Origin of the sequence: Botrimarina mediterranea, from assembly GCF_007753265.1 — a bacterium.
Taxonomy (GTDB): Bacteria; Planctomycetota; Planctomycetia; order Pirellulales; family Lacipirellulaceae; genus Botrimarina; species Botrimarina mediterranea.
In genome coordinates this window covers 5,604,341-5,626,085 of sequence record NZ_CP036349.1, presented here as the reverse complement: position 1 = coordinate 5,626,085, position 21,745 = coordinate 5,604,341, and the positions used below count along the sequence as shown (strand labels likewise).

At 65.5% G+C, this 21,745-nt stretch carries 21 protein-coding genes and 1 pseudogene; 16 read left to right on the top strand and 6 right to left on the bottom strand.

The genetic code is table 11. From position 1 onward, the window contains the following. Positions 1-5: 5 nt before the first annotated feature. From rpsM to Spa11_RS21595, 10 genes are all read left to right on the top strand, one after another. A complete protein-coding gene (gene rpsM, locus Spa11_RS21640) occupies positions 6-389 on the top strand; it encodes a 30S ribosomal protein S13 (protein ID WP_145116679.1) in 384 nt (127 codons plus the stop codon). 89 nt (positions 390-478) lie between these two features. Continuing rightward, positions 479-877: a 30S ribosomal protein S11 gene (gene rpsK / locus Spa11_RS21635; protein ID WP_145116678.1), complete on the top strand. Its 399-nt coding sequence runs from the start codon at positions 479-481 to the stop codon at positions 875-877. Between the two features lie 77 nt (positions 878-954). Beyond that, positions 955-1,581 carry a 30S ribosomal protein S4 gene (gene rpsD / locus Spa11_RS21630; protein WP_145116677.1) on the top strand — a complete coding sequence of 209 codons (627 nt, stop codon included), beginning with the start codon at positions 955-957 and terminating at the stop codon, positions 1,579-1,581. A 167-nt stretch (positions 1,582-1,748) separates the two neighbouring features. Further along, positions 1,749-2,741 (top strand): DNA-directed RNA polymerase subunit alpha, encoded by a 993-nt coding sequence (locus Spa11_RS21625; protein WP_145116676.1) that lies wholly within the window; start codon positions 1,749-1,751, stop codon positions 2,739-2,741. A 120-nt stretch (positions 2,742-2,861) separates the two neighbouring features. Continuing rightward, positions 2,862-3,473, top strand: a complete 612-nt coding sequence (locus tag Spa11_RS21620) for a bL17 family ribosomal protein (protein ID WP_145116675.1) — start codon at positions 2,862-2,864, stop codon at positions 3,471-3,473. Positions 3,474-3,771: 298 nt separating this feature from the next. Continuing rightward, on the top strand, positions 3,772-4,362 hold the full coding sequence (locus Spa11_RS21615; RefSeq protein ID WP_145116674.1) for a hypothetical protein: 591 nt from the start codon (positions 3,772-3,774) through the stop codon (positions 4,360-4,362). Positions 4,363-4,816: 454 nt separating this feature from the next. Beyond that, a complete protein-coding gene (locus tag Spa11_RS21610) occupies positions 4,817-5,710 on the top strand; it encodes a hypothetical protein (RefSeq protein WP_145116673.1) in 894 nt (297 codons plus the stop codon). A gap of 526 nt (positions 5,711-6,236) precedes the next feature. Then, the gene (gene fba, locus Spa11_RS21605; RefSeq protein ID WP_145116672.1) at positions 6,237-7,274 is read left to right on the top strand and encodes a class II fructose-bisphosphate aldolase; all 1,038 of its coding nucleotides are present in this window, start codon (positions 6,237-6,239) and stop codon (positions 7,272-7,274) included. Positions 7,275-7,375: 101 nt separating this feature from the next. Then, entirely contained in the window at positions 7,376-7,957 is a 582-nt protein-coding gene (locus Spa11_RS21600; protein WP_145116671.1) for a Uma2 family endonuclease, read from the top strand. Beyond that, entirely contained in the window at positions 7,954-8,778 is an 825-nt protein-coding gene (locus tag Spa11_RS21595) for a DUF3891 family protein (protein WP_145116670.1), read from the top strand. The genes Spa11_RS21600 and Spa11_RS21595 overlap by 4 nt, the downstream gene beginning before the upstream one ends. Here Spa11_RS21595 and Spa11_RS21590 read toward each other — a convergent pair. Then, entirely contained in the window at positions 8,747-10,609 is a 1,863-nt protein-coding gene (locus tag Spa11_RS21590) for a cation:proton antiporter (RefSeq protein WP_197529583.1), read from the bottom strand. The genes Spa11_RS21595 and Spa11_RS21590 overlap by 32 nt on opposite strands. Positions 10,610-10,884: 275 nt before the next feature. Here Spa11_RS21590 and Spa11_RS21585 point away from each other — a divergent pair, with 275 nt between their 5' ends. From Spa11_RS21585 to Spa11_RS21565, 5 genes are all read left to right on the top strand, one after another. Then, positions 10,885-11,859 (top strand): hypothetical protein, encoded by a 975-nt coding sequence (locus tag Spa11_RS21585; RefSeq protein ID WP_145116668.1) that lies wholly within the window; start codon positions 10,885-10,887, stop codon positions 11,857-11,859. Positions 11,860-11,993: 134 nt separating this feature from the next. Further along, entirely contained in the window at positions 11,994-12,296 is a 303-nt protein-coding gene (gene rpmA / locus Spa11_RS21580) for a 50S ribosomal protein L27 (protein ID WP_145116667.1), read from the top strand. Positions 12,297-12,431: 135 nt separating this feature from the next. Further along, complete coding sequence (locus tag Spa11_RS21575) at positions 12,432-12,800, top strand: four helix bundle protein (protein ID WP_145116666.1); 369 nt, start codon at positions 12,432-12,434, stop codon at positions 12,798-12,800. 33 nt (positions 12,801-12,833) lie between these two features. Beyond that, complete coding sequence (gene obgE / locus Spa11_RS21570) at positions 12,834-13,838, top strand: GTPase ObgE (RefSeq protein WP_145116665.1); 1,005 nt, start codon at positions 12,834-12,836, stop codon at positions 13,836-13,838. A 227-nt stretch (positions 13,839-14,065) separates the two neighbouring features. Then, complete coding sequence (locus Spa11_RS21565; protein WP_145116664.1) at positions 14,066-15,019, top strand: PEP-CTERM sorting domain-containing protein; 954 nt, start codon at positions 14,066-14,068, stop codon at positions 15,017-15,019. A 123-nt stretch (positions 15,020-15,142) separates the two neighbouring features. Here the strand turns inward: Spa11_RS21565 and Spa11_RS21560 are convergent, their stop codons facing one another. Beyond that, positions 15,143-16,426, bottom strand: coding sequence for a GAF domain-containing protein (locus tag Spa11_RS21560; protein ID WP_145116663.1), 1,284 nt, complete (start codon positions 16,424-16,426; stop codon positions 15,143-15,145). Between the two features lie 302 nt (positions 16,427-16,728). Here Spa11_RS21560 and Spa11_RS21555 point away from each other — a divergent pair, with 302 nt between their 5' ends. Then, positions 16,729-18,030: a dicarboxylate/amino acid:cation symporter gene (locus Spa11_RS21555; RefSeq protein ID WP_145116662.1), complete on the top strand. Its 1,302-nt coding sequence runs from the start codon at positions 16,729-16,731 to the stop codon at positions 18,028-18,030. 12 nt (positions 18,031-18,042) lie between these two features. Here the strand turns inward: Spa11_RS21555 and Spa11_RS23140 are convergent, their stop codons facing one another. From Spa11_RS23140 to Spa11_RS21540, 4 genes and pseudogenes are all read right to left on the bottom strand, one after another. Beyond that, on the bottom strand, positions 18,043-18,798 hold the full coding sequence (locus tag Spa11_RS23140; RefSeq protein ID WP_231933071.1) for an FG-GAP repeat protein: 756 nt from the start codon (positions 18,796-18,798) through the stop codon (positions 18,043-18,045). A gap of 288 nt (positions 18,799-19,086) precedes the next feature. Continuing rightward, positions 19,087-19,245, bottom strand: a pseudogene (locus tag Spa11_RS23685) (hypothetical protein); the annotation flags it as partial. A gap of 154 nt (positions 19,246-19,399) precedes the next feature. Continuing rightward, complete coding sequence (gene ilvB, locus Spa11_RS21545) at positions 19,400-21,193, bottom strand: biosynthetic-type acetolactate synthase large subunit (protein WP_145116660.1); 1,794 nt, start codon at positions 21,191-21,193, stop codon at positions 19,400-19,402. A gap of 305 nt (positions 21,194-21,498) precedes the next feature. Further along, entirely contained in the window at positions 21,499-21,720 is a 222-nt protein-coding gene (locus Spa11_RS21540) for a hypothetical protein (RefSeq protein ID WP_145116659.1), read from the bottom strand. Between the last annotated feature and the right edge of the window lie 25 nt (positions 21,721-21,745).

The window sequence follows — 21,745 nt, the reverse complement described above, 5'->3', positions numbered from 1 at the left end:
TCTCAATGCCACGTCTCCAAGGTGTCGACATCCCCGGCGACCGTCCGACGGTGATCTCGTTGCAGTACCTCTATGGCGTCGGCCCTCGGGTCGCCCGCGAGTTGTGCGAGAAGGCCGGCGTCAATCCGACGGCCCGCGCCCGTGAGATGACCGAGGACGAGGCGGCTCGCATCGCCGCTCTGTTGGACAAGGACTACACGGTCGAGGGTCAGCTCCGTCGGCAGGTGTCGCAAAACATCGCCCGCCTGCGGGACATCGCCTGCTATCGCGGCGTGCGTCACCGCCGCGGCCTGCCGGTCCGCGGCCAGCGCACCAAGACCAACGCCCGCACCCGCAAGGGTCCGAAGAAGACCGTCGCCGGCAAGAAGGGCGTCAAGGACCTCCGCTGATCGTCGGGCGTCACAGCCTGGGCTCCATCGAGGGTCCGGGCGCGTAACCAACACTCAATCAATCGCTTTCAACCAACCGAGACCCCGCCGTGGCGAAATCCACTGCCAAGCCGGCCGATAAGGCCCGCCGCACCAAGCGCAACATCGCGGTCGGCGTCGCCTATATCAACGCGACGTTCAACAACACGACCGTCACGATCACCGACCCTAAGGGCGACACGCTCTGCTGGGCGACCTCCGGCACCAGCGGGTTCAAGGGAAGCCGCAAGGCGACCCCGTTCGCCGGCCAATGCGCCGCGCAGCAGGCCGCCGAGAAGGCCAAGAAGTACGGCATGCGGGACATCGACGTGAAGGTGAAGGGGCCCGGCTCCGGCCGCGAGAGCGCCATCACCGCCCTGGAGGCCGCCGGCCTCAAGGTCAAGTCGATCGAGGACATCACACCGCTGCCGCACAACGGCTGCCGTCCGCGTAAGAAGCGCCGCGTTTAGTCCATTTCGTTTCGATCAATTATTTGCCGCGGTCGGGGACGACGCGGCTCACTGACTCCTGAAGCCTGATACCGTCAATGGCTCGCTACACCGGTCCTGTCTGTCGTCTCTGCCGCCGCGACGGCGCGAAGCTCTTCCTCAAGGGCACGCGCTGTGACACCACGAAGTGCGCCTTCGAGCGTCGCGAAGGGCCCCCGGGCCAGCAGCCCCCACGCCGCGGCAAGATGACCGCCTACGGCACGCAGCTGCGTGAGAAGCAGAAGGTCAAACACTATTACGGCGTGCTCGAGAAGCAGTTCCGTTTGTATTTCGAGAAGGCCGAACGCACCAAGGGCAACACCGGCGCCGCCTTGCTGGGTCTGCTCGAGCGTCGCCTCGACAACGTGGTGCACCGCCTCGGTTTCGGCCTCAGCCGCCCGCAGGCCCGCCAGTTGATCTCGCACGGGCACATCACGGTCAACGGCCGCAAGTGCACGATCCCCAGCGCCCTGGTCCGCGCCGGCGACGTGATCCGCGTCAAGAACCGCGCCGAGAGCCTCGACATCGTCCGCGCCGCCCAGGCCGACAACAACAAGCAGGTCCCCGACTACCTGTCGATCACCGAGAGCCAAGTCCCCGAAGGAATCGTCGGTCGCCTGCCGAGCATCGAGGACGTGTCGATCCCCGTCGATATGCAGCTCATCATCGAGTTGTGCTCGCGCTAACGCCGAGCGGCTGTCGGCTGTCAGTCACTTGCCCAGTGCGGCGGCTGTCGGCTTGATCAGCGAGATAGCGAGTTAAGACCCGAACAAAGAAAGACACCGAGCTGGCCCGACACAGGGCCGGCCGATAGCCGACGGCTGACAGCCGACAGCCTCCGAAGGAGACCCCGATGCACATTCGTTGGCGTGGACTCGAACTGCCGAGCATGGTGACGTGCGAGCAGGAGACGCTGTCCAGCACCTACGGCAAGTTTGTCGCCGAGCCGTTCCACCGCGGCTTTGGCGCTACGGTCGGCAACAGCCTGCGGCGCGTGCTGCTCTCGAGCCTCGAGGGGAGCGCCGTCACGCAGATCAAACTGCACAACGCGCAGCACGAGTTCACCACGATCCCGGGCGTTCTTCAGGACGTCACCGACATCGTGTTGAACGTCAAGTCGTTGGTGGTGAAGAACCACATCGACTCGACCAAGGTGCTCCGCGTCGAGCGAAACACGGCCGGCGACATCGTCGCGGGCGACATCGAGACCGACGAGTCGGTCGAGATCATCAACAGGCACCACGTCCTGGCGACGCTGACGGACAACGTGCCGTTCGTCATGGAGATGGTGATCGAGAACGGCCGCGGCTACGTCCCGGCCAGCGAGCACAGCGCCGGCGTGCAAGAGATCGGGATCATCCCGGTCGACGCGATCTTCAGCCCGGTGACGCGCGTCCGCTACGAGGTCGAAGAGACCCGCGTCGGTCAAAAGACCAACTACGACAAGCTCACGATGGAGATCTGGACCGACGGATCGGTCGGCCCCGAGATGGCGATGGTCGAGTCGGCGAAGATTCTTCGCAAGCACCTCAACCCGTTCGTGCAGTACTCGGAGCTGGGCCCGCAGGTGCGTTCGCCGGCCCGCGTCGTGTCGTCGGGCGGCGTCGATCCGACGACCGAGGCCAAGCTCAACATGCCGATCGCCGAGCTCAACCTCAGCGTCCGCGCTAGCAACTGCCTGGAGTCGGAGAACATCCTCACCGTCCGTGAGCTGGTCACCCGCACCGAGGACCAGTTGCTTGAGGTCCGCAATTTCGGTGAGACGACTCTCACGGAAGTGCAAGAGCGTCTCCGCGCCCTGGGGATGCACCTCGGCATGCGTGTCGGCTCGCCGGTAGGTATCTGAGCATTTAGCGGTTAGCTGTTAGCTGTTAGCTAGCCGTTGGCCGCCGTCGCTTAATGCCAACCGCAAACGACCAACAGCTACTAATAGCTAACCGCTCACGTCTAACAGCTTTAAGCTACCATGCGTCACCGCAAGCGAGGCCGTAAGCTCGGCCGTAACCCGAACCATCAGCGGGCGTTGCTCCGCAACCTCGCCAGCGCGCTGATCCTCACGGAGCGCGACCCGGACGACCTGCGCTTCCTCGACCTCGAGTCGGCGCCGAAGGTGAAGGGCCGCATCATCACGACGATCCACAAGGCGAAGGAAGTCCGCCCGCTCGTGGAGAAGTGCGTGACGATCGCCAAGAAGTCGCTGGCCGCCACCAGCGCCGCCGAGGAGTTTGGCCCGTCGGCCGAGCGTGGCACCGACGCCTGGAAGAAATGGCGTGAGAGCGACCAGTGGGTCAAGTGGAACGCGGCCATCTCGCCGGCCGTGGCCGCCCGTCGCCGTTGCCTGCAGCTGCTGGGCGACAAGAACGCCGTCAGCATCCTCTTCGAAGAGGTCGCGCCGCGTTACGTCGATCGCCCTGGCGGTTACACCCGCGTGCTGCGTCTGGCGACGCCGCGCTTGGGCGACGCCGGTGTGCGAGCGATGATCGAGTTCGTCGGCAAGAACGACCGCACAGTCGAGAAGGCCGCCAAGCCGTCGTTCGACTCATCGGAAGAGCCCGCCGAGGCCGCCGCCGCGGAGTGATCCCCGCGCGACCCAATCTTCGGCGACGAAGTAAACAACTCGAACGGGCGGCGCTTCGAAGCGCCGCCCGTTTTTGTTTACCACAGAGGCACGGAGAGCTCGGAGGACGCACAGAGTCAGAAAAGAGCCATTGACCAAGCCCCAATGACCAATGAAGTGATCCGTAGGCAGGTATCAGGTATCAGTAAGGGTCGGAGCGGTAGCTCGTCATTGGTCATTGGTCATTGGTCATTCCAATCGTCTCAGTGCGTCCTCAGTGCTCTCGGTGCCTCCGTGGTTAATCCGTTAGAAAGTGCGCATGGCTTTCGACTTTACCGCCGCGATGGAGGGGCTCTGCCGCGATTTGTGCGGGCGGGTCAATGAGTTGCGGCACATCGATATGGCGCGCGTTGCGGTTGGTTATCGGCAGACGCGCCGGCGCGTCACGCATGGGTTGCAGGCGTCGCTGACGCCGCTGCGGTTTGAGAACGGCGCCGAGGTCGGGCGGGTGCGCGGACGGCGTTACCAGTGTCCGCGGGTCGTCGATCGTCGCGGGCGTGAGTGCCTGTATCTGCTCAACTTCTACCTGCCGCGGTTCTTCGATCATCCGTTCGAGGAGCGGCTGACGACGGTCGTCCACGAGCTGTGGCATATCGGCCCGGCGATGGACGGCGACCTGCGGCGCCACGAGGGCCGCTGCTACGCCCACGGCCCGAGCCAGAAGGGCTTCGACGAGCACGCCGCGGGACTCGCGCGGAAGTGGCTGGGGGCCAACCCACCGGAGACGCTCCTGACGCTGCTCGAAGCGGGCTTCGACGAGCTGCTAGCAGAGCATGGCGCCGTGGTGGGGTCGAAATTCGCGACGCCAAAGATGACGCCCGTCAGCTGGGTGGGCGGCTTGCGCCGCTGAGGCTTGAGGCGTGAGGTTTGGTGCGCTAGAGCACGCTTCGCCATACCATAGCGCCTGAGCCGTGGGTGCGACACGATTATGAAACCGCTAGCAAATCAACGTTGAGCAGATAGAAGAAGCGTTAGCGCGTTGTATCTCCCTGCTTCTTCACTGAGAGGCCGCTTTCTCTGGTAAACGGGGGGAGGGTGCTGAAGCGGGTACCAGGGTTCCACCCCCTCCCCCCGTTTCCCGGAATAAGCGGCCTCCCCCGAAAGCGGTGGACGGGGACGAAGGGCGCTTACGCTTCTTCTATCAGCCCGAAATTGAACTGCTAGCTTTTGCATAATCCTGCTCGAGCTTCAAGCCTTACCGCCACCAGCCGATCTTGCCGCGGGCGATAGCGTTCGCTACGGTCCGCGCCTTAGGCGGTCGCTCAGTTGGCGCCCGCGGTTTGCTCTGCGCCGTGTGCTGAATCTTGTCGAACTACGGTCGCCGCCGCCTGCTCGCCTTCGTCGCCGGGGTGGCGATGTCGGCGGGCTGCACGACGCTGTTGTCGGTGAGCGACAAGCCCTTGCCGGTCGGGTCGCCCCTGCGGTCGGCGGACCGCTCGGCGGACGGCGTGCGCTTCGAGGTCTACTGGGCGACGCTGCCCCCGGACGCCGAAGAAGACCAGCAAGAGAGCCTGTGGCGGTTCGTCCAAGAAGAGCGGCTCGATGATGGTTTGCGAGCCCGGCTGCAACGCAACGGCCTCCGCGCCGGCGTGGTGGGTGGGGTGCCCCCGACAGAGATCATGCGGCTGCTCAACCCGCGGCCGAGCGAGGCGGACGACGACGCCGCCGACGGCACGGTGACGCGGCTCTCGGCCCCGACGGGCGTCAAGAAGCAGGAGATGACGGTCCGACCCGGCGAGCCTGCGCAAGTGAACGCCAGCGACGTGACGCCGTCGGCGACGCTGCTGCTCGCCGATGAACACGGCCCGTGGGGCGAGACCTTCACCCAGGTGCAGGGCGTCTACCGCGTCGGCGTCGAGCCGCAGCCCGGCGGCGGGCATCACGTCTCGATCGCCCCCGAGCTGCACCATGGCGAATCACGGATGCGCTGGATCGCCGACGGCGCCGGCGCGATCACCCGGCCGAAGGCGACGCGCGAAGAACGGGCGTTCCCCGACCTGCGGATCGAGGCGCCGCTGGTCGTCGGCGAGATGATGATCGTCACGAGCCTGCCCGGCTCGGACAGCCGCCTGGGCGGTTTCTTCCACAAGGCCGACGGCGAGGTCTCTGGCTCGCGCAAGGCGATCGTCGTGCGGCTGGTGCAAACGCCGCCCGAAGCGGACTTCGCCGGCAAGACAGCCGATCGGCCCGATTTCTAATCATCGGCGCCCTTCCTGCGAGCGGTACCCGTCTGAGCCGTGGGCGCGAGCCCTCGGGGGGGAAGCGGGCGCCAGGCGTCCCCCGAGGGCTCGCGCCCCCGGCTCAGACGGTGCGGGGTGGCGGGTCTGCTCAATGGCTTGAATTTGCGTCCGACGGCCGCGACGAAACATGGTCCCACTTGAGTCGAGAACGACCATCAGAACGCATCCTGGGCGATCTGGCGCGGGTCTGGCGCGGTCGGCGCAGGCGAGCCGTCAGCGTCAGCGCCCGGAGCGAAGCGGGTGCCCGCCTGCCACCGAGGGCTCGTCCCCCCGGCTCCGACGTGTCCCACGGCGACCGCGGGATTGCGCAGCGGATGCGACGTTCTGACCCTCCCGCGGGCGGGCCGGCGGCGGTACCTTGGGGGGCGGTTGACCGCTCGGGCGAAACGATCGCCGCGGTCCCCCACCACAAAACAGTGCAAGCGCAGTCAACGCACCCCTGTAATCAACGCCTGTAATCAACGTAAGAGTAGAGGAGTCCCCGATGCCCCTGGTCCCGATGCGTCTGTTGCTCGACCACGCCGCCGAGAACGATTACGGCCTGGCCGCGTTCAACGTGAACAACATGGAGCAAATCCAGGCGATCATGGAGGCCGCCGAGGAGACCGAGTCGCCCGTCATCATCCAGGCGTCGCGCGGCGCCCGGAAGTACTCGCAGGACGCCTACCTGCGGCACCTGATGCTGGCCGCTGCGGAGCTGTACCCGAAGATCCCGATCGTCATGCACCAGGACCACGGCAACGGTCCCGACACGTGCCAGAGCGCGATCGACAACGGCTTCACGAGCGTCATGATGGACGGCTCGCTGAAGGAAGACGGCGCCACGCCGGCCGACTACGACTACAACGTCAAGGTCACCAAGCAAGTCGTCGAGTCGGCGCACAAGCAGGGCGTCAGCGTCGAGGGTGAGCTCGGCTGCCTGGGGTCGCTCGAGACGGGCGGCGGCGAGCAAGAGGACGGCCACGGCGCCACCGAGGAGCTGTCGCACGACCAGTTGCTGACCGACCCGGACGAGGCCGAGCAGTTCGTCAAGGACACCGGCGTCGACGCCCTGGCGGTCGCCATCGGCACCAGCCACGGCGCCTACAAGTTCACGAAGAAGCCCACCGGCGACGTGTTGGCGATGGACCGCATCATCGAGATCAACAAGCGGCTCCCCAATTGCCACCTCGTGATGCACGGCTCGTCGAGCGTCCCGCAAGAGCTGCAGGACATCATCAACCAGTACGGCGGCGAGATGAAGCAAACCTTCGGCGTGCCGGTCGAGGAGATCCAGAAGGGGATCAAGTACGGCGTGCGGAAGATCAACGTCGATACCGACAACCGCATGGCGATGACCGGCGCGGTTCGCAAGCTGCTGTTCACCGCCCCAGAAAAGTTCGACGTCCGCGACTGGATGAAGCCGGCCCGCGAAGCGATGAAGCAGGTCTGCGTCGCGCGGATGACGGCGTTCGGCCAGGCGGGCAACGCCGGCAAGATCCAGTGCAAGTCGATTGCGGACTTTGTAGGCTACTACAAGTAAGCGGTTAGCGATTAGCCGTTAGCAGTTAGTGAGAAGGCCGGTGGGGCTTTGCCCCGCCGGCTTTTTTGCTTGTGCGGGGTGGGAGAGGGTAGACTTTGGGTATGAGCACGGCTGTATTTATCGCCGATCCATCGGAAGAGCTCGTCACCGCAGACGCTTTGGCGGGCATTCGAGACGAGTGCCGGCTTGAGCTGATCGAGGGGCGGTTGTTGCGGAAGCCCTACCGCGGCTTCCAGGATGGCGCTCTGTGCGCCACGTTGTGCTTCGTTGTTGGGACGTGGGTTAAGGAACGACAACTCGGAAAGGTCGTCGCATCGAGTGGCTTCGTCGTTGGTAGCGATCCCGATACGGTTCTATCGCCGGCAGTCGGCTTCGTTTCTTGTGAGTGGTTAAACCGCTCGGTGTGTGGTGAGGACTACTTCGACGGTCCACCCGATCTAGCGATAGAAGTCGTTTCCTACGGGGAGCGTGCCGCGGAATATGTCGGCAAGTCGCGACGTTGGTTGCGCGCGGGCGCGAAATTGGTTTGGGTCTTCGACATCGATGATCGTTCACTGACGGTTCATCACTCGCTCGACGACGCGCGGATTCTTACGGGCGACGCCGCGCTCGATGGCGGCGAGCTGCTGCCGGGGTTTCGCTATCCCCTCGCCGAGTTGTTTGCCGGGCTGGAGCCGAAGTGATCCGTCGCGCTTGGCCGTTGGGCGCCCCGTCTCCCGAGCGTTGGGTGCTCGTTTTGCAGCCCGATCATGCGCGGCTTAGCTACGAGCTGGCGAAGGCTTGGGGCGGAACGGCGGTGGCGCCATTGGTATGCGCGGATGAGGACATGGGTGACCCGCTCGCTGGCGTGCGCGCGGAAGTGCTGGAGGCGATCCGGCGGCACGACGATGGGTGGATCGGGTACCAGCCGTTGCTCGACGCCGAGACGGGTTTGCCGTTGAGCTTCACCGAAATGCCCGCGGACGCGTCGCAAGCGATTTGGAACGGGTCGATCGACGCTTGCCGCGCGGTAGGGCTGCTCGCCGGTTGGATGGCGGCGTCGCACTTTTATGCGTTACAGACCAAGCACGACGCGGACGACGCCGTGTGGGCGGCGTGGCGTCGCGACGTTGAGCGGCGTCGTGAGACATGGCTCGCCGAATGGCTGGCGTCATCGTCGCTGCACACTACGGCGCTCGCCGAGCGCTGTCTGGCGTGGTTGCAGTCGTTCGATTGGATGAGCCTGTGGCTGTGCTGTGTCTGCCCCGCCAAGCCAGACGACGCCCTGCCCGAACCGCTCGTCGTCGGCGACGAGGCGACGGCGTGGCCGCCGATTCAGTTCGCGCCCGGCGCATCGTCCGCCGACTTTGTCCGAGTCACGCCGTGGCCCTTTGCGCCAGAACAGCTCGACCTACGCGTTGAGGCGCGGGTGTTTGATCCGCAAGGCACAGGCGATGCCGTAACGTCACTCGCTTGGCGGTTGGCGCCGGGCGTCAGCCGAGCACGTTGCTCTCCGACGGGTTGAATCCGCCGGCAGGCGGGTCGACCAGCGCGAGGATCTTGCCCCCGGACTTGAAGTCGAGCGGCTGGTCTTCGGCGGCGAAGCGAACCTTCCCGCCTTCAAGCAGTTTGCACAGCACCAGCGCCGACGCGCCGTGCTGCTCGACGAATTTCTCGTAGGTAAAGTCGGCGCTGAGGGTGGTCTTCTTGAGCTGCGCGCCCGCTTCGATGCGGCGGCGGATCTCTTCGTAGGTCGCTCCCTGCCCGAAGAGCTGTCGGCCTCGGAGGTGCTGGGGGATGCGGCGGTGGCGTTCGCTCGACTTCTTCGGGAGCGGCAGTTGATAGACGTTCTCGCGGCCGAAATAGTCGCGGAACTCGACCGTGGCGATCGAGTTCACCTCGTCGTTGGGGGTCATGGCCAAGAGGCGCCCGATGCCGCCCAAGTCGAGCCCCTGGATGACGAACTCGCTGCCGATGCTCGCATAGTGGGCGCGGAGTCCAGCCATCCGCGCGGCTTGGACGCTCTGCGGGTTGGTGTCGACCATGAGCGAGTCGATGCCCTCTTTGTCGAGCGCCTCGGCCAGCATCCGCGCGAACGGCGACGCGCCGGCGATCAGCACGCCCTGCGGGTCCTCGCGCGAGAGGCCGAGCTTCCTGGCCAGCGGGCCGAGCGTTAGGCCGTAGGTCAGCACCGTGCCGACGATCACCATGAAGGTGGCGAGCACGAGGCGGTCGCCCTCGGGCTCGAGGGGCGTATCGGCGAGCCGCAGCGCGAACAGCGAGGCGACCGCCGCCGCGACGATCCCGCGGGGATGGATCCAGGCGAGCAGCAGGCGTTCGTTGCGGCTCAGGTCGCTGCCGACCGTGGCCAGCAGGGTCGCGATCGGGCGGATCACGAGGATCATCGTGGCGACAAACGCCAGCCCGCCCCAACCGACTTGCTTGATCTCCTCCCAGCCGATTTGGATACGGGAGGAAAGGATGATGAACAGCACCGCCAGCAAGAGCACACGCAGGTTCTCTTTGAACTCGACGACGTGCTTGACCGAGGTGCGATTTTGGTTGGCCATGATCAGGCCGAGCACCGTGACGGATACCAGCCCTGATTCGCTGGCGAACGCGTTCGACACGGCGTAAACCAGCACGACGACCGCCAGCACAACCGGGTTCTGGAGGTAGTCGGGGATCAGGTAGTGCTGGAGCAGGTAGGTCATGAGCCAGGCGGCGGACCCGCCCAGCAACAGACCGACGAAAGTAGTCTTGGCCAGGATCCAAGTCGACTCCGATGCGAGCCCCGCGCCCGCGCCGTGCGCCACGAGTTCGAACACCAGGGCGGCGAGCATCGCGCCGATCGGGTCGTTGACGATGCCTTCCCACTTGATGACCGCGCCGATCCGTCCGGTGGGGCGTACCTGACGCAACAGCGGCAGAATAACCGTCGGGCCGCTTACGGTGAGCAACGCTCCGAGGAGCGTCGCCATCGGCCAAGAGAAGTCCATGAAGTAGTGGGCGGCGACCGTCGTGGCGCCCCACGTCACCAACAGTCCGACCGTTACGAGGCGGACAATGACGGACCCGGTCTCCTGGATCTCGCGGAATTGGAGGCTCAGGCCCCCCTCGAAGAGGATGACGCCGACCGCCAGCGAGACCACGGGGAGCAGCACGTTGTCGTCGATGTACTCACCCGGCGGCCCAATCGCGATACCCAGGGCGAACCCCAGCGTCAGCAGGAGAACGATCGCTGGCAGCCGGGTACGCCACGCCAGCCACTGGGCGCCGACGCCCAGCGCCATGACCAGCGCCAGGTAGATCGCGGTGGGGATGGCGTGCGAATCGGACGCGAAACTCAGGAGCACAGGGGGACTCGCGGCTGGGGGGTGGGCGGCGCCGGGCGCCGTAAGCCTCCGTAGTGTATGTCGGAGCCCCCCCCAGAACGCCAGACACGGTCGGCGCATTCGGAATAACTGGCGCGACGGAGCCGCAGCGGGGTAGGTTAGGTCCCCGTAAGTTGCCCCAGTTGCCGGACGGAATTAGACTCGGAGTGTTGGAGCGGGCGATGGAGCGGCCCTCCGCGTTTCCCCATGCCGCCTTCCGCCCGCCTCAGAGCCGCCCCGATCGGGGGCGACCCGCGATGCCCCGCTTGTCGATCCTACTGCTCCTCTTCGGCTTGGCGCCGGCCCTCACGACGGGATCGGCCTACGGCCAGTTCGCGTCCGCCGAGCCGGCTGCGGCCGCCGCTCCGGCCACGGGCCCCTCGGGCGAGTTCGCCCCGGGCGTCGAGACGGTGATTCCGCCCTCGCTCGATCCGGCCGAGACGATTACGCGGCACGATATGGTCGAGATCGCCACGGATAAGTCCTTGGAGTGGGACCCTAAGCTCACCGCCGGCGCCAAACTGCTCGAACAGGCCACGGACGCCCGATTCCCCCGCGACCTTTGGGCCCTGGAGTTCGGGTTCAAGCCGCTGCGGATGATGCGATTCGAGGACCCCTCGACCGAGTCGGGGCAGCGGCTGGTCTGGTACCTCGTCTACCGAGTGAAGAACACGGGCGCCGCCCTGCGGCCGACGATGGACGAGGCCGACGGCGAATTCACGGCGACGAAGGTCGATTCGGGCCCGATCCGCTTCGTGCCGCACTTCGTGCTCCAGGGGCACGACGTGGGCCCCGACGGGGGCAAGATCTACCGGGCCTATCTCGACCAAGCCCTTCCCGAGGCGGTCGCCGCGATCGCCCAGCGTGAGGCGCCACAGGGCCAGGAGCTGTTCACCACCACGACGATGCCGCTGAAGCCACTGGCGGTGGGTGAGTCGCGGTGGGGCGTCGCGATGTGGAGCGACCTCGACCCGGAGATCGACTTTTTCAGCATTTACGTCCGCGGCCTGACGAACGCCTACGACTGGACCGACCCGGAAGGGGCGTATCAAGTGGGTGACCCCCCTGGAAAGGGGCGAGAATTCGTCCGCAAGTCGCTCCAGCTGAACTTCTGGCGTCCCGGCGACCGATTCCTGCAACACGAGAGCGAGGTCCGTTACGGCGTCGCCCCCGGGAAAGCCGGCCTCTATGGCGTCGAGGAAGGGGTTGATTATCGGTGGGTCTACCGGTAACCTGCGGGGCTCGGTGAACGGTCCCAGCGGCGCGATGGTGGCTTGGGACCGCTAAGCCGCCAGCGGGGCGCCGCTCGCGGCTTAGCGGCCTCGCTCAACGACGCCCCCCAACGACAAACCCCCTTCGATCAGCGATGGCACACAAGAAAGGCCAAGGCTCCAGCCGCAACGGCCGTGATTCGAACGCCCAGCGGCGTGGCGTGAAGAAGTTCGGCGGCGAGCACGTGATCGCCGGCAACATCCTGGTCCGCCAAGTGGGCAACAAGTTCCACCCCGGCAAGAACGTCGGCCAGGGCCGCGACTACACGCTGTTCGCCCTCACCGAGGGCCACGTGATGTTCGACCGCGAAGGACGCCGGATCAACGTCGTCTCCGCCGAGCAGCTGGCCGAGAACGTCAACGCCAAGCAACTCGCCGCGGCCGCCGCGTCGAACTGAGCCCCGCACAACGGGCCTCAGCGCACAACACACGAAGGGACGCGCGCTGTTAAGCGCCGTCCCTTTTTTGTTCGCTATCGCGAGGCGCTAGTTGCGAGGCGCTAGGCGCGGAGGAATTATCTGGAGAAAAGAGTCTTGGCCGGCTATCAAGATCTCCAAGTTTGGAAGATGTCGATGCGATTGGCCTTGGATATCTACAAAACAACAACGACGTTTCCTGAGACCGAACGCTATGGTTTAACGAGCCAATTGCGTCGGGCTGCGGTCTCCGTTCCGTCAAATATCGCCGAGGGGCATGCCAGAGATAGTGCGGGCGATTTGGCGCGATTCTGCAACATTTCACTGGGCTCCCTGGCTGAGGTAGAGACGCAGCTACTGCTGGCCCGTGAGCTCGGGTACGCCGAAAGGGCCGACGCCGAAAAGCTGCTCGATCAAGCCGATCAAGTTGGCAGAATGCTTCGAGGACTCATCCGGTCCACCAAACGCCCCCCCACCAATCCCTAGCGCCCAGCGCCTCCTAACTAGCGCCCCAAAAAAGTGTTCGTCGATCGCGTTACCGTTGATGTCGAGGCCGGGCGCGGGGGCGACGGGTGCATGTCGTTCCGGCGGGAGAAGTACGTCCCGCGCGGCGGGCCGGACGGCGGCGATGGCGGCGATGGCGGCAGCGTTATCGTCGTCGCCAAGCACGGCGTGGACTCGCTCCAGGAACTCGTCCACCGCAAGCACTGGCGCGCCAAGAGCGGCATCCCGGGCCGCGGCAAGGGCTGTCACGGGGCGAACGCCGACGACGAAGTGATCCACGTGCCGCCCGGCACGGTGGTGCGCGATGAGAAGTTCGACCTCGTGCTCCGCGACCTCAAAGAGGACGGCGACTCGGTCATCGCCGCCCGCGGCGGGAAGGGCGGCAAGGGGAATACGCGGTTCAAGTCGGCCACCAATCAAGCGCCACGCGAATGGACCCCCGGCGGTGAGGGCGAGAAGCGCCGGCTCGTCTTCGAGCTCAAGGTGATCGCCGACGTCGGCCTGCTCGGCATGCCCAACGCCGGCAAGAGCACGCTCTTGTCGCGCGTCAGCCGCGCGAAGCCCGAGATCGCGAACTACCCGTTCACCACCAAGAGCCCCAACCTGGGCATCGTCGAAATCGACTGGGACCGGCAGTTCGTTATGGCCGACATCCCGGGCCTGATCGAGGGCGCCAGCGAAGGCCACGGCCTCGGGCACGAGTTCCTCCGCCACGTCGAGCGGACAAGGGTCCTGGTGCACCTCGTGGAACCGCTGCCGGACGACCAGTCCGACCCGGTCGAGAATTACCTCACGATCCGCCGCGAGGTCGAGACTTACAGCGAGCGCCTGGGCATCGACTTGGCGTCGCGTCCAGAAATCGTGACCGTGAGCAAGAGCGAGCTCCCTGGCAGCGAGGAGATCGCCCAGCGGCTCACCGAGGCCGCCGGCGTCCCGGTGCTGAGGTTCAGCTCGGCGACGGGCGATGGCCTCAAGCAGGTCGTCCAGCGGGTCTGGGAAACGCTTCATCCCAACAGCTAGCAGCGGTCATCGACCGGGGGCCTGTATCACCGGGGGAATGCGTTCCCGGCAAAGAGGCCGGAAAGATCTCAGTGCGCAACGCCGCAAGAGCAGGATTTCTGTGCGCATAACGAAGGCGCCGCTTCGTTGACAGCGCAGGGGGGTGGCAATCAGGCTAAACGTAAGCCCCGAATCGATTCGGCGGCCGTCAGGCGCTCCCCCCTTAGTTTCGCACCCGAGGATGTCTAATGAAGGCTACCAGCTTTGCAGCGTTTGCCGCTGCGCTAGCGATTCCGCTCGTTTCGAGCGCCGCCGTTCTGTTCTCCGAGGATTTTGACGTCGACCCGACAGCGAACTGGACGGTCAATGACTCGGGCCTGTCGGACATCCTCGCCGACTTCAACTACGACTACTCGGCGATTGGCGTGCCGGCCGCCCCGGGTGGTTCGAGCACCACCGGCCTGAGGATGACCGCCAACAACTCGGGCGGCGTGTTCAGCGGCTTCAGTGTTTCGCCGACCGGCCAGAGCTTCGCTGGCAACTACAAGGTCGAGTTCGACATGTGGCAAAACTATGTCGGCCCTGTGGGTCCCGGCGGTAGCGGCACTACCCAGCTTTCGTCATTCGGCGTCGGCACCAATGGCGCCACCGCGATTTGGCCAGGATCGAGCCCCAAGGAGAGCGTTGGCTTTAGCGTGACGCTGGATGGCGGCAGCGCCGCAGACTTCCGGGTGTACACCTCGGCCGTTTCAACGGGTCACCTGGATGGGGACCCGGTCTACGCCTCCGCCAGTCGCAATGGCAACGACGCCTACTACACGACGCCCTTCCCGGGTGGTGTGTCGGCGCCGGCGGCACAGCTTGCTTTGTTCCCTGGACAGACCGGCGTAACCGATGCTGGTGAGATTGGCTTCGAGTGGCGCCGCAACGTCATCGAAGTGTTGAACGGAGTCGCCACCTGGACGGTTGACGGCACGGTGCTGGCGACGGTCGACACATCGACTCTCACTCTCGGCGGCGGCAACATCTTCTTCGGCCACGCCGACACCAACTCCAGCTCCTCGGCCGACCCCAACGACTCGCTGCTGAACGTCACGCTGATCGACAACGTGGTCGTGTCGGAGGTCATCCCCGAGCCCGCTTCGCTGGGCCTCGTGGCGCTGGGCCTCGGCCTCGCGGCGGCAGCGCGTCGTCGCGTTTGATCGCGGGACGCCAATCGGAAGAGACTTTCAACGACGCCGCCTCGCTCACGTAGCGAGGCGGCGTCGTTTTGCTTTTCGAGAGCCGGCAACCCGAGTTGTTGGATCGGCGGATCGGGAAACGTTTCAGACTCGCCGCAACGCTACCGCTGCCAACACGTCTTCACTACCGCTCACCGCGAGGCGGCGTAGGCAGCTTTCGGGCGTCATTGCGCGATGCGCATCGGCAGTCGCCGCGCGGTAGACGTCGCCCAGGCGACGCTCGGCGAGCGGGCTGGTGAGCCGCGGGTCGCCGGCGGTGAGGACGAGTCGCTCATTGACCGCCAGCTCGAAGGGGCGCGAGGCGTAGCCCGCCTCGTGTTCGCTCCATCCCAAGGGGATGAGGTCGCCGACGTGCGTCGATGTCGATGACGCACGGACCGCGATGCTCACCGTCGGGCCGGCGAAAGCCCACGTCCCGGCGCCGCCGATGCCCGCGTCGGCGTCTTCCGGCGCGTCGAGGATGGCGACGGTCACCGCGATCCCTTCTCCTGCGAGCGGCGACTCGAGCAGTCGCCGGTTGAGCAGCGTTAGCAAGAGTCCCGCGTCGGCGGCCTTGGGGGCGAGCTCTTTCGCTTCCGCCATCAGCCACTCGACCGCGGCGCCCTGGCTGGCTTGGGTGCTGTCGGGCGAGTCGATCGCCGCCGTCGCGATCGCGGCGAGGCGTCCGCCGGGGAGTTCCCAGCAAGCCGCCGCCGCCAGGTCACCGGCCTGCGGCGCCGTCCAAGCGGCAGCCTCCACCGGCGCAACAACGGCGGACTGCTCGGCCCGAGTGGCGTTACTGGTCTCTGCCACAACTTCTTCTGGAGCCGTGGCCTGCTCGGCAGCGGCTTTCGCCGGCGCCGAATCCGCAATCCGCGATCCGCCTTCCGCAACTCGCTCGACCTCCAGCGCTAGCCGTCCCGCCACGACCTCGGCCAACTCGACCGCCTCGTCGGGGATCGTTTTGGGCCCGTCGGCGAGCAGCCACAGCACGCCGTGGATCGTCGCATCGGACGACACGGGGAGGCAGATCGCGGCGCCGAGCGCGGGGCTATTGAGGTCCCAGGCGATCGCTTCGCGGGGCGATTCGAGGACAACGGCGCCGCCGGCGAGGGCGGCCACTTCCGCGGCGGCGTCGGCGAGTTGCCGGCGGGTCACCGCGGGCCGGCCGGCGAGCAGCGAGCCCTTGCTCGACCAGCGGGCGGTCAGCGTGACCGATCGGCTGGCGTCGTCCAACAGCCACAGCTCGGCGGCCTGGAAGCCGCCTTGGTCGTAGCAGAGGCCCTTCGCGGCGCCACGCAGCACGGCGTGAGCAATCGGTCCGACCCGTTCGGCCATCGATAGCGGCGCGGGGGCGGCGGCTCGCGGCGAGGTGAGGGGTTCGGTCATAGAGGAAGCGCTGGGGGTTGTAAGTTGCATCGCAATCGTGGTGAGCCCCGCCGTCCCGGCCGGGGCGTCGCTCAAGTTTTTCTCTAGCAGCCGTCGCTAATTCCGCAGCTTGCGCAGATTCGGGCCTTAGGCGTTGCATCGGCGCGCGAAACAGGCGACCCTGCGGCGCAGCAAAAACTTGCGGGTTGTAGCGGCGGCGCCGCTTGGCGAGCCGGCCCCGCGTCGGCAAAACGCGACTCGTTGCCAGCCCGTTTGCCGTCCAATCACTAGCGCCTTCTAACTAGCGCCCAGCGCCCCACCTCATGCCCCTGCACGTCCGCATCCTGATTGGCATGGTCCTCGGCGTCATCGCGGGGGCGATCGCGGTGAGCCTCGACGCGTCGTGGCTCATCGTCGATTGGGTGAAGCCCTTCGGGACGATCTTCATCAACCTGCTGAAGGTGATCGCGGTGCCGCTGATCATCGCCTCGCTGGTGAAGGGCGTTTCCGACATGCGCGACCTGAGCCGGCTGTCGTCGCTCGGCGGACGGACGGTGGCGCTCTACCTGTTCACGACCGTGGTCTCGGTGTCGCTCGGGCTCTTGGTGGTGAACCTAGTGAACCCGGGCTTGGCGATCGACGAAGCGACGCGCACGAAGCTCCTCGAGTCCTCCGCGGACGATGCCGCCGGCAAGATCGCAATCGCCGAGCAGACCAAGGAGCAGGGGCCGCTGCAGCCGATCATCGACCTCGTGCCCGACAACATCTTCGCGGCCGCGACCAACAACACGGCGATGCTGCAGGTCATCGTCTTCGTATTGCTGTTCGGCGTGGCGCTGGTGATGACGCCCGAGGAGAAGTCGGGGCCGGTGAAGGCGTTCTTCGACGGGCTCAACGAAGTGGTGATGCGCCTGATCGACCTGATCATGCTCGCCGCGCCGATCGGCGTCTTCGCACTCTTGGCGGCGTTGGTTGCCGAGACCCCTTCGTGGGATGTCTTCAAGGCGCTGCTTTACTACAGCCTGTGCGTGATGTTCGGGCTGATGATCTTGGTGTTCGGCTTCTACCCGACGCTGGCCCGCGTCTTCGCCGGCGTGAAGTACGGGCACTTCTTCCGCAGCCTGGCGCCGGCCCAGCTCTTGGCGTTCAGCACCAGCAGCTCGGCCGCGACGCTCCCGGTGACGATGGAGTGCACGCAGGAGCACCTCGGCGTGGATGAAGAGGTGGCGAGCTTCGTGCTGCCGATCGGCGCCACGGTGAACATGGACGGCACCAGTCTCTACCAAGCCGTCGCCGCGGTGTTCATCGCCCAGGCGTTCGGCATCGACCTGACGCTCGGCGATCAGCTATCGATCGTCCTCACCGCGACGCTCGCCTCGATCGGCACCGCCGCGGTCCCTAGCGCCGGCATCGTGATGCTGGTGATCGTGCTGGGAACGCTCGACGTGCCGGAGCAGGGGATCGCCCTGATCTTCGCCGTCGACCGCGTCCTCGACATGAGCCGCACCGTGGCGAACGTCACGAGCGACGCGACGGTGGCGACGCTGGTGGCGAAGAGCGTGGGGTTGTTGCACGAGCGGCCGGAGGAGCGACGGTTGGAATCGCCTTCGCAAGAGGAGCCATGAAGTCTTTGCCCATCAATGCCTTCTGCGAGTCGAGGCGGCACGGATCACTAAGGCGAATCCAATGATCGCAGCAGATGCAGGCTCGGGAATGATTCGGTAGACATACGCGCCGCCGCTACGAATCCCACGCGGATCGAAGGCACCGGAGGCGCCAACGACAAATGTGTTCCCTTCAGCGCTGATGGATTCTCCGAAGCCGAGCAATGGAGAGTTCCCGTTTGGCGTGATCTTGGCAAGTTGTTCGCCACTGATAGTGTCAAACACATAGACGCCCCCCTCGGGGCCTGAAGATGAGCCTTGCCCCGACGCTCCGATCAACGCGTACTGTCCTGCGAAAGCAACCGCGGAACCAAAGAAGGAACCGGGTAGCCCATCGTTAGCAATGAGCTTATGGACCTGTTCGCCGGTGGTTACGTCAAACAAATACGCAGACCCCGAGGCCTCGCCGTTGTCGTCGTCACCCGGAGCCCCGATCAAGGCGAGATTGCCGCCAAGGTCAACAGAATACCCAAAACGATATCTGTCAAAACCGGAACCGTCTGGCGTAAGTACGTCTAGCTGCTGACCGGTGACGGCATCGAAGAGATAGGCGGCGCCATTCAGGTACCCGCCGGTGGTGGAGCCCACGATTGCTATTCCATCATCGACGGCGGCCGATGCGCCGAAGCCCCCGTATTCGGGCGGCGTGCTGGGCGAGAGAGTCGTCAAGTAGTCGCCGTTGGATGAGTCGTAGACAAGCTGAATTGGAACTGGGGATCCAAGAGCCATATCCTCTGCACCGAATATTGCGAGGCCCGACCCCAGTGCGTGAGCCCCACGGTTCCTTAGTTCAACTGTCGGGGCTGGAGGCTGCAGTTCCGTGATTAATTGCAGGTTACCTGCCTCAAATAGAAACGCCTTACTAGAAGGGTCATTGCGATTTGGACCCCGGCCACCCGCTCCGATGAGTAGCGAGGCGCCATCAGTCGCGACTGAAGCAAAGTGCCCCTCTTCTTCAGGGGAGACGGGCAAGACGACTTGGCGGAACGCCAGAGGGTCGCTGTCGTAAACAAAAACCGCGCCCTCTCCTTGGAACTGATTGCTAGAGAAGCGGGAGCCAACGGAAATCGTCTGGCCTCCGATTGCTGTGGAGAATCCAAACCGATCGAGGGATGATCCTGCGCTCGGCCAGAGCGGCGAGATCAACTCTATATGAGGCGATGGTGCCGTAGCCATCGCGGGGTTCGCCGCCAAAACGGACAGACAAGCGAGTAACCCCAAAGCGCTTATCCTGTGGCGTGATTTGAGGGCATGGGGATTCGGCCCCCTGTTGGTTGTCATGAGCGGTCTGCGTAGGGTGAGTCACCTAGAAGAGTTGATCAGCCGACCCCTACTTCAAAATAATATCCTTCACCGTCATCCCGCCGGGGATCATCGGCAGGACGTGCTCCTGGTACGGCACCGCGACATCGAGGATGAAGGGGCCGTCGTAGTCGAGCATCTCGTTGATGGCGCCTTCGAGGTCTTCAGTGCGCTCGACGTAGGCGCCGCCGCAGCCGTAGCCCTTGGCGATCATCACGAAGTTGGCGTAGCGGTTGGCCTGGTCCATGTCGCCGATGCCGTCACCCTCGCCGTGCCATTCGGGCTTGTCGATCGGGCCGAGGTAGGTGTGGGCGCGATTGCCCTTCATGAAGCGGTCTTCCCACTGCACGACCATGCCGAGGTGCTGGTTGTTGAGCAGCAGCACCTTCACGGGGAGTTTTTCGCAGACCAGCGTGCTCAGCTCTTGGATGTTCATCTGGAACGAGCCGTCGCCGTCGATGTCGATGACCAGCCGGCCCGGGAAGGCGGCCTGCGCGCCCATCGCCGCGGGGAGGCCGAAGCCCATGGTGCCCAGGCCGCTCGAGCTGAGCCACGTCCGCGGCTTCTGGAACTTGTAGAACTGGGCGGCCCACATCTGGTGCTGACCGACGCCGACGGTGATGATCGGGTCGCGCTCGGCCGTCATCTGCCAGAGCTTCTCGATCGCCGACTGCTGGGTGATGCCGGGGTACGACTTGTCGTAGGAGAAGGGGTACTCCTTCTTCCACTTCTTGCACTGGGCGACCCAGTCGGAGATGTCCTCGGGCGCTTCGACGATCTTGTTCAGCTCGGCGAGCGCGTACTTCACGTCGCTCTGGATGGGGATGTGGGCGGCCTTGTTCTTGTTGATCTCGGCGGCGTCGATATCGACGTGGATGATCTTGCCGTGCTTGCAGAACTCCTCGAGCTTGCCGGTGACGCGGTCGTCGAACCGCACGCCCAGGCCGATGAGCAGGTCGGCTTGATCGACGGCGTAGTTGGCGTAAACCGAGCCGTGCATGCCGAGCATGTCGAGCGACAGCTCGTCCGTGCCGGGATAGGCGCCGAGGCCCATGACGGTGGTGGTGATCGGGATGCCGGTCTTCTTGACGAAGGCCCGCAGCTCTTCGGAAGCTTCTGACAGGATGACGCCGCCGCCGGCGTAGATGACGGGCTTCTTGGCGCGCTTGATCGCGGCGACCGCCTGACGCAGGGCCTCGGGCTTCGCCATCGGCTTGGCCGGGTTGTAGCCGGGCAGGTTCAGCGCGCAGTCCCAGTCGGGCACGCACGAGGCGAGCTGGATGTCCTTCGGAACATCGATCAGCACCGGGCCGGGGCGGCCGGTCGAGGCGATCAGGAACGCCTCCTTCACGATGCGGGCCACGTCGTTGACGTCGGTGATCAGGTAGTGGTGCTTGGTGATGCCGCGACAGACCTCGACCATCGGCGTCTCTTGAAACGCGTCGGAGCCGATGACGGAGGTCGGCACCTGGCCGGTGATGCAGACCAGCGGGATCGAGTCGAGTTTCGCGTCGGCGATCGCGGTGACGAGGTTCGTGGCGCCGGGGCCCGACGTGGCCATGGCGACGCCGACCTTGCCGGTCGAGCGTGCGAGGCCTTGGGCCGCGAAGGCGCCGCCCTGCTCGTGACGCGGCAGGATCGTGCGGAGCTGGTCCTTGACGCGCGTCAGCGCCTGGTGCAGCGGCATGCTGCAACCGCCCGGATACGCGAAGATCGTGTCCACGCCGTGACGCACCAGCGACTGTACGAGGATGTCGGCCCCGGAAAGGAGCTGCGTCCCCGTCTGCGACGGGCTCTTGGTGGCGGAGTTGGCGGTGGACATGTGGACGAAGTGGGAAGTTGGAAGTGGGAAGGCGGAAAGCCGACCAGTCAAACATCGTGCGAGCTGGGGAGGCGTCAGCCCCCGGAGGAATCCTCAAAGCAGGCCCTGTGGCGCAAGCCCCTCATCATACCCGGACCGCCGGGGCGATCACAACCGATTGGGGAGGGGCCAGGCGGTAGGGGCCAGGGGATGAGGGATTTGGGCTCCGACCCAGTAACAACAGTTGGCCTACCGAAAAGGTTCACACCGGAACCCCCTCGTCCCTAGCCCCCAGTCCCTAGCCCCCGGGGGCCGTCAGGCCCCCCTCAGCCGCTCTTTCGCATCAGGGTGAGGCTATACAGCACCACGATCGAGCCGCCCGCTAGGAGGCTCCAGGGGGCCCATTCCGGGGGCGTTACGTCGCGGGCCGGCGTCACCACCTGCCCGCCGCGCATCTGCGGCTTGAGCACGGCCTTGTGGATCGCCAGGGCCTCAAAACCCAGGAGGCAGACGTAGGCGCCGACGGCGAGGAAGAACGAACGCCACATGGCGGATTCTGGGCTCCTCGGGTGG